At 58.3% G+C, this 7,815-nt stretch carries 7 protein-coding genes and 1 pseudogene; 1 reads left to right on the top strand and 7 read right to left on the bottom strand.

Features of this window, described 5'->3' with window-relative positions; all coding sequences use genetic code 11:
- Positions 1-817, top strand: an 817-nt coding sequence (locus BM174_RS20190) for a chemotaxis protein CheB (protein ID WP_093925608.1), incomplete at its 5' end; no start/stop codon positions are given.
- Positions 818-855: 38 nt separating this feature from the next.
- On the opposite strand, the gene BM174_RS20185 is transcribed toward BM174_RS20190, so the two are convergent.
- From BM174_RS20185 to BM174_RS20160, 7 genes and pseudogenes are all read right to left on the bottom strand, one after another.
- Positions 856-1,224: a response regulator gene (locus tag BM174_RS20185; protein WP_093925607.1), complete on the bottom strand. Its 369-nt coding sequence runs from the start codon at positions 1,222-1,224 to the stop codon at positions 856-858.
- On the bottom strand, positions 1,221-4,868 hold the full coding sequence (locus tag BM174_RS20180; protein WP_093925606.1) for a chemotaxis protein CheB: 3,648 nt from the start codon (positions 4,866-4,868) through the stop codon (positions 1,221-1,223). The genes BM174_RS20185 and BM174_RS20180 overlap by 4 nt, the downstream gene beginning before the upstream one ends.
- Positions 4,869-5,002: 134 nt before the next feature.
- The gene (locus BM174_RS20175) at positions 5,003-5,275 is read right to left on the bottom strand and encodes a hypothetical protein (RefSeq protein WP_093925605.1); all 273 of its coding nucleotides are present in this window, start codon (positions 5,273-5,275) and stop codon (positions 5,003-5,005) included.
- Positions 5,276-5,299: 24 nt separating this feature from the next.
- Positions 5,300-5,440: a helix-turn-helix domain-containing protein gene (locus BM174_RS21640; RefSeq protein WP_281244880.1), complete on the bottom strand. Its 141-nt coding sequence runs from the start codon at positions 5,438-5,440 to the stop codon at positions 5,300-5,302.
- 15 nt (positions 5,441-5,455) lie between these two features.
- A pseudogene (locus tag BM174_RS20170) lies at positions 5,456-5,848 on the bottom strand (recombinase family protein); the annotation flags it as partial.
- Positions 5,849-5,867: 19 nt separating this feature from the next.
- A protein-coding gene (locus tag BM174_RS20165; protein WP_093925609.1) for an IS5 family transposase occupies positions 5,868-6,625 on the bottom strand; the annotation gives its coding sequence in 2 pieces (ribosomal slippage) (positions 5,868-6,304 and positions 6,304-6,625; 759 coding nt in all).
- A gap of 106 nt (positions 6,626-6,731) precedes the next feature.
- On the bottom strand, positions 6,732-7,815 hold a 1,084-nt coding region (locus tag BM174_RS20160), incomplete at its 5' end, for a GAF domain-containing sensor histidine kinase (protein WP_143092513.1).

Here is a 7,815-nt window from a genome sequence, read left to right as displayed (position 1 = left end):
CATCTATGTAGCGCCGCCGGATCGCCACCTGATCGTCGCGGGCGGACGGTTGCGCCTTTTGCGTGGTCCGAAGGAAAACTGTGCGCGGCCGGCCATCGACCCGTTGTTCCGGAGCGTGGCCGAAAGCTATGGCTCGGGTGCTGTGGGCGTGATCCTGACAGGTAACCTGAATGATGGTACGCTGGGCCTATTCGACATCAAGAGACGCGGCGGTGTTGCCATCAGCCAGGACCCAAACGATGCCGCCCATCCAGAAATGCCGAGGAGCGCTGCCGAGCATGTCGCGCTGGATTACTGCCTGCCACTCGCGGAGATACCGGAACTGCTCATTGAGCTGGTCGACCAAAAGTGCGGAAAGGAATTGCCCATGCCTAAAACCTCGTCTCAACGGGACAGACAAGCGCCCGAAATCATCAACAGCCAGACTTTCGAGCGGCCGCTGACGGTCACCTGCCCGGACTGCGGCGGCGCACTGAAGAACTTCAAGGTCGGTTCGATTGTCAAATTCACCTGCCACATCGGCCACAGCTATACCGCAGAGAACATGGCTGCGGCGCAGTTCGAGGAGATGGAGAAAGTCATGCGGGCTGCGGTCCGGTTTCTCAACGAGCGCGCCGAATTCTGCCTCCAGATGGCCGAACACGGCGATGACGGAAATCCCGATGCTTCCAATGAATGGCATGCGGCCAGCAGACAGGCGCTGGATCGGGCCTACAAACTCCGCGACCTCGTCGAGCAAGACTGGCTCACGCCGGAGATCTCTCACCAACTTGCTTCGGCCCATAACGGCCGTGACCAGACCGGGTTTCGCGGATAAATCGCCCTATCCCGCTCAAGCCTGGCAGTATCGCATTGTCAAGTCGATCCGCGTAAAACCTGCGCGATGGTACGTTCCAGGTCTGCCTGCGCGTAAGGCTTCTGCAACGCCGGAAAATCACGATACCCGTCCATCAGACCCTCGGGTCCGTTTCCCGTTGCAAAGGCGAAAGGAATGCCGCGCTCGCTAAGAATATCGGCGACGGGAAAAGATTTCTTCCCGGCCAGATTGATATCGAGAACTGCGAAATCGATGTCGCTTTCGCGGGCAAGGTCCATCGCCAACTCGATCCGCGTGGCTTGACCGACGACCTCGTGCCCGAGGTCGTTCAGCATGTCCTCCAGATTCATCGCAATCAGGACTTCATCCTCGACGATCAGAACCCGTTTCGCTGTCTGTCCGGTCAACTCGTTTCACCCTTTTCCTGACCGTCGGGCATCGGAGCATCGATCTTGCAGACGACGCCGGACGTTTCATAGACAACGTCTACCTTACCGCCCAGTTCCGTCGCCAGCACACTCTGGACGAGTACTGAGCCAAAACCCTTGCGTGTCGGCGGGATGACCGGCGGACCGCCGCTTTCCGACCACCGCAAGGAGAGCCGTCGATCCTTGCCGTCACCGACAAGTTGCCAGCGGATGTCGACCTGGCCATCCTCAGTTGCAAGCGCGCCGTATTTCGCGGCGTTCGTTGCCAGTTCGTGCAACGCCATTGCAATCGAAAGCGCGGCACTCGGCGCCAGCCACAGGTGTGGACCTTCGATCCGGAAGCGGTTCGATCCTCCCGAAAGAGGTTCGACCGTATCCTTGACAATGTTCCGCAAATCCGCGCCGCCCCAATTTTCACGGGTCAGCAAGTCGTGCGATTTACCAAGCGCGATCAGACGCGACCCGAAAGTTGCGCGTGCTTCCTCCATCGACGTGGCGCTTTTGAGCGTCTGCGACGCGATGGCCTGCACCGTCGCCATGACATTCTTGATGCGGTGATTGAGCTCGCCAACCAGGACTTCCCGATGCTCGTCGAAACGCTTGCGCTCGGTGACGTCCTCGATGGCAATCAGGATCAGATCGTCAAGGTCACCTTCTTGCCGCAACTTGCACGCAGTGAGCAGCATCGATCGTCGCCCGGTCAGATGGAATTCCTGCTCGACCTCGAAATTGTGGATGTCTTCATCCTCCGAAAGTACCTCGTCCAGAAGGGCCCGTAGCGGCGGGTCATTCCACTCGCCGCTACCAAGTTCAAAGATAATCTGCCCTTTGGGTTCTTCGTCAAAAACAGCGAACAGTTCGCGGAAGGCCTTATTGGCGGTCTGAACGCGCAAATCGCTGTCCAGAACCAGCAGGGGATGCTGAACCGTCCGCACTATGGTTTCGGAATAGGCGCGGGCACGGTCGACCGAATCGGCGTCGCGCTTGCGCTCGGTGATGTCGCTGAACGTGACGACGACGCCTGCGATCCGGTTGTCCTGCGTACGATAGGGAAGCACGCGGCGCACATACCAGCGGCCCGTATCGCTACGCACCTCTGCCTCGACCGGGGACAGCTTTTCCAGCACCGTTTCCACATCCTGCAACAGGTTCTCGTCGGCAAACTTCTGCGCAAAATGGGAGATCGGCCGGCCGATGTCCGACCCGACAAAATCGAAAAGATCCCTCGTCGCCGGGGCAAACCATCTGATGCGGCATTTTTTGTCAAGGAACAGCGTCGCCGTGTCCGACCCGGCCAGCAGATTGTTGAGGTTGTCGGTCGTGGTTTCCAGTTCGCCTATCTTGTGCTGAAGCTGGCCGTTGACGGTGTTCAGTTCCTCGTTGAACGACTGCAATTCCTCTTTCGATGTCTCGAGTTCCTCGTTGGTGGATTGAAGCTCCTCGTTCATCGAGATCGCTTCCTCGTTCGCCGCCTTCAGTTCCTCGTTGGTGGTCTCCTGATATTCTATGGTGTTGTTCAGTTCGGCACGGGTCTCCCTCAGTTCCTCCAGAAGGGCACGTTCGCCAGACGAGGCGTCGCCTGCGTCCTCACGCGGGGGCGACGGGGTGGGATCGGCCTGCGGCACGCCCGGCGCGAAACTCACCAGAAGGACGCCTCCCTGCGGTGACGCGGGCAGCGGCATGACCGTCATCGCGACGGATCTGGCGGTCTCGCTCTCGCGGATGCGGGCGTTGACCGTCACGCTTCTGTTCTCTTTCGACGCTTCGCGTATCGCTGCCCGCAATCTGGCCGCCAACCCGCCACGGACCATTGTCAACAGGTCCCTGGTCGGCTCGCCGGACGGATTCTCAAGATAATCCCTTGTAGCGCCGTGAAAATAAAGGACACGGCCGCTCTGGTCGATCAGCACCGATGCCGGGGCATAGCGCTCCAGTAAAGCGCGACGGGCCATTTCGGCAGCCGAAGTGGGTGGCTCAAGGCGTGGGGACGATGGGCTTTCGTTCGTGCCCGGTTCCGATCTGTCGCGCGACGGTGAAGCCTCGATCAGGTCATGCCGGGTCGATCCCACCCGGCGAAAGAGGCGCCATTTCTTCGACACCGTTTCGAACAGGTCCTCGTGCTTACCGATCGTCTCTGCGTTGCCGATAAACAGATGTCCGCCCTGTCGCAGCGCGAAATGACAAAGCGCGATTATCCTCTGCTGCGCGTCCGGTTCCAGATAAATCAGGAAATTGCGGCAGGACAACAGGTCCAGCCGCGAAAACGGCGGATCGCGTAACAGGTTGTGCGGCGCGAACACCACCATGTCGCGCAGCTCCTTGCTCACTTGATAAGAGCCGTCGAGCTTTTCGAAGAAGCGCGTCAGACGCGGCGCCGGAAAGCCGGTCATGGCGGCGGCCGGGTAAATGCCATCGCGCGCCTTGCGCAAATTTATCTCCTGGGCATCGGTCGCGAATACTTTCAGATCAAAGTGTTTTCCCGCCGCCTCGGCATGCTCGGTCACCAGCATGGCAAGGGAATAGGCTTCCTCGCCCGTCGAGCAGGCCGTCGTCCAGACCCGGATCGAAGCGCCCGTCTCACGCTCCGCAACCATTGGCGCAATCACCAGTTCGGCCAGGGCCTTCCACGCTTCGGCGTCGCGGAAAAAGCCGGTGACGCTGATCAGCAGGTCGCCGACAAGCGTGGCGACTTCATCGGAGCTGGTGCGCAGCTCGTCCATATATTCGTCCAGTGTTTCGATGTTTCTCAGACCGAGACGACGGTGAACGCGCCGCCTCAGTGTCGATTGTTTGTAGCCGCGAAAATCGTGTCCGCCCCGCGCGCGCAAGAGTTCCAGAAGATGGCCGAGTGTCGCCTGACCGTCCGGGGAGGTGACCTCGATCTCGTCGGACCCTGCGACGTAGCCATGGCGCCTGAAGGCCAACAGGGTTTCGGGCATCTTTTCGATGGCAAGCACGTGATCGGCCATGTCCGCCGAAATCGCACTCCTCGGCATGCCGTCGAATTTTGCGGTCTCGGGCGACTGCACCAGGCTCATGCCGCCTTCCGCCCTGATATCCCTCAGCCCCTCGGTGCCGTTGCGCCCCGTTCCGGACAGCACGATGGCGATCGCCCGCTCGTGCTGGTCCGCAGCGAGCGACGAGAACAGCACATCGACGGGGTGACGATGGCCGCGAGGGTCTGTCGGCTTGGAGACGTGCAACCCGCCGTCACTGACCTTCAGATCGGTGTCGGGCGCGATCACATAGACATGGTTCGCCGCGAGCCGCATGCCATCCTGGACCTGAACGACCGGCATTGTCGTCTTTGCGCTCAGGATGTGGGCCAGTTCGCTCTCGCGCTTCGGATCAAGATGCAGCACAATAACGAATGCACAGCCGCTGTCAGTCGGCATCACGTCGAAGAAGAGGCTCAGGGCCTCGATGCCGCCCGCCGACGCGCCGATGCCGACAACTGGAACAGCCGCGACTTCGGGCGTGGCACCGTCAGTGGCGGTCAGGGACCGCTCACTCCCGCTTGTCCGGAGAGCAGCGTCGCTGCCGCTCGCATTCTTGTTCCGGGTCGGCTTCGCCGTTGACTTGCGCCCGGAGCGATTGCCTCCTTCTTTCGGTTCATCCGCCATGATTGCGTAACTCCAGGGCCTGTTTTGAATCTGACGGAAAGGTTCTTCTGCACCATCGACCGCTGCCTGGCCGCAATGCACGGAAGGCTTCACTGCGCAGCTTTGCACGGACCCGCGTCCCCCGACAACCAGCTTCAAGGACTCTTCTGGCCAAGCATCTGTCGAGTGCGGCCGACGGAGGCGGCGATCAGCTCGCGCTCCTCGTCGCTGATCGGCGGCGGCGAGGTGTTGAGGTCGGCGGCGAGACGCGCGTCCAGTCTGATCGTCGCAGCCATGGGGAAGTGGTCCGACCCGATATAGCCGCGGCGCTCGATCGAGACCACCGCAACATCGGGCGTCACGTAGAACTGGTCGATTGGGAAGCGCAGCCAGGGCCTGTCCGCGTCAAAGCTAGGGTCTATCAGCATAAAGGTACGTAATGCGACATAGGATTATGTATGATCTCTAACGCGCATGATTGTCTGCCTGCTGGTTTTGAATTCCCGCGCGATAGCTGAGATTGCCTCTCCGTTTTCTATTTTTTCTTTCACGTCGAGTTGCTGATCCGCTGATAACGCAGATGGGCGTCCCAAGATCTTCCCTTCAGCTTTGGCGCGGGCAAGGCCGGATTGGGTGCGTTCGATCAATAGGTCACGTTCGAATTGGGCCACGGCATTGATCACGTTCATGGTCATCTTTCCAGCGGAACTGGTGAGGTCAACGCCGCCCAAGGCGAGACAATGCACACGGATACCAATTTCTTCGAGCCTTGCGACGGTGGTGCTGACGTCGATAGCATCGCGGCCCAGCCGGTCAAGTTTGGTGACGATCAGGACGTCGCCTTTTTCCATCCTATCGAGCAGTTTGGAAAACCCTGCCCGCTGCGTGATAGCCATGGAGCCGGAGATCGTTTCGGTGATGATGCGATGTGTCACAACGGTAAAGCCAGCGGCTTTGATTTCGTGGATTTGGTTTTCGGGCGTCTGCTCAAATGTTGAAACGCGAGCGTAGGCTCAGGACTCATAACCAAAATATGACGGTTGCAGCGAGTGCGATTGCCGAGAGGAAGACGGTTGGTGATCTGTCATAGCGTGTTGCGACCCGCCTCCAGTCCTTGAGCCTCCCAAACATTCTCTCGATACGGTTGCGTCGCTTGTAGCGTCTCTTGTCATACTTGACGGCTTTCTTGCGCGACTTTCGCCCAGGTATGCAGGGCTTTGTGCCCTTATCTATAAGGGCTTCGCGGAACCAGTCAGCATCATACCCTCTGTCAGCAAGGAGCCATTCAGCCTCCGGTAGGCCATTCATCAAGGCGGCAGCGCCAGTATAATCACTGACTTGCCCTGCTGTGATAAAGAAACGGATGGGGCGCCCGCTGGTGTCTGTGATCGCATGTAGTTTGGTATTCATGCCGCCCTTGGTCAGTCCGATCAGGCGGCCTTTCCCCCCTTTTTTAACCGTAGGCTGGACGCCGTACGATGTGCTTTGAGGTATGTGGCATCAATAGAGATAGTCCTATTGTCCGGGGCTTGTTCGGCCAGTCCCATCATGATCCGAGCGAACACGCCCATATCACTCCAGCGCTTCCAGCGATTATACAGTGTCTTCGGCGGCCCATACTCGACAGGTGCATCACACCAGCGTAACCCATTGCGATTTATGAAGATAATGCCGCTCAGTACACGAAGGTCATTCACGCGGGCACGACCTCGGCTCTTTGGAAAGTACGGCCGCAGCCGCTGCATCTGCGCCTCAGTCAGCCAATACAAATTGCTCATGATATCCTCCAACAACTGGACATTGTGAATCATGGCAACGCGACAAGCTCAACTAGTTAATGGGTCCTGACCCTAAGGTTGCTGTGTGTGCAGTTTTCTTATTGGCTCAAGCCGCAGCTTGGGGTTGTGCGATGGCCTGCAATGGAACCGAAACCGTGAACGTGGCACCTTGGCCCGGCTGGCTTACAACCTTGATCGATCCCTCCATCCGATCGACCAAACGCTTCACGATGGGCATGCCAAGACCCGTTCCACCGTATGTTCTTGCTGTGACTGATCCAGCTTGTTCAAACTCTTCAAAGATCCTGTCGTGATCTTCGGGGGCAATGCCAATGCCAGTGTCGATGACCTCGATCACAACCTGCCCATAGGAGTCTTCGCTCACGCTCACGGTGACGGAACCACCTTCAGTAAACTTGATGGCGTTGCCAATCAAATTTTGTAGGATTGTCTGGAACGCACTTCTGTCCGCAAAGTAAGATTTCCCGGGCAGTTGATCGCTGACGCTGAGGCTGATGGATTTCGCATCGGCAAGCCCCATGAACTCATTGAGAATTTCACGGGCGAAATTGGAAATGTCTGTTTCTTCCTCCACGATTTCAAACTGGCCTGAATCAAGTTTCGCCAGATCGAGCACATCGTTCACGAAATCCAGTAGCTTGTCCGCTGAGCGATTGAGGACTGTCATCAGACGGGTTGACTGTTCTTCGGATTTTACCTGGCTGAGCATCTTGATCGAACCGATGATACCGGTGAGCGGTGTCCTGATTTCGTGGCTGACGTGCGCAATGTAGCCACTGCGGGTCGCGACAATCTGCTCGAGGTCAACGCGCGCTTTTCGCTCCTCCAGCGCCAGCGTCCGGGCCCAGACAATATCGTCGACGCAGCGTGCAAAACTTTCAAGGGTGGCGATGTCATCTTGCGTCCATTCCCGCGGAGAGAGGGACATGCAGCAAAGCGCGCCGATGACCTTCCCAGTCGTTGTATGGATCGGACTGCCGAGGTATGAGCGTAGGCCGCTTTGTACGACAAAGTCGTTATTCTGCGTGCGGTGATCATTCAGCAGATCGGGGATTGCGACCGTCTTTTGAGTTGCTTGCACGTAGGTGCAGATTGACCCCTCGATCGACATATCACGTGCATCGGCCTCTTCAAAAATCTGACCTACGGATGCAGAAACATACTGCCTT

Source organism: Sulfitobacter brevis, assembly GCF_900112755.1.
GTDB classification, from domain to species: Bacteria; Pseudomonadota; Alphaproteobacteria; order Rhodobacterales; family Rhodobacteraceae; genus Sulfitobacter; species Sulfitobacter brevis.
Note: the sequence above shows the minus strand (reverse complement) of the source record. Positions and strands in the feature narration are given on the sequence as shown.

Coding starts and splice junctions, on each gene's coding strand:
- BM174_RS20175 (WP_093925605.1), bottom strand. CDS start 5,275: ATGCTGATAGACCCTAGCTTTGACGCGGACAGGCCCTGGCTGCGCTTC.
- BM174_RS20180 (WP_093925606.1), bottom strand. CDS start 4,868: ATGGCGGATGAACCGAAAGAAGGAGGCAATCGCTCCGGGCGCAAGTCA.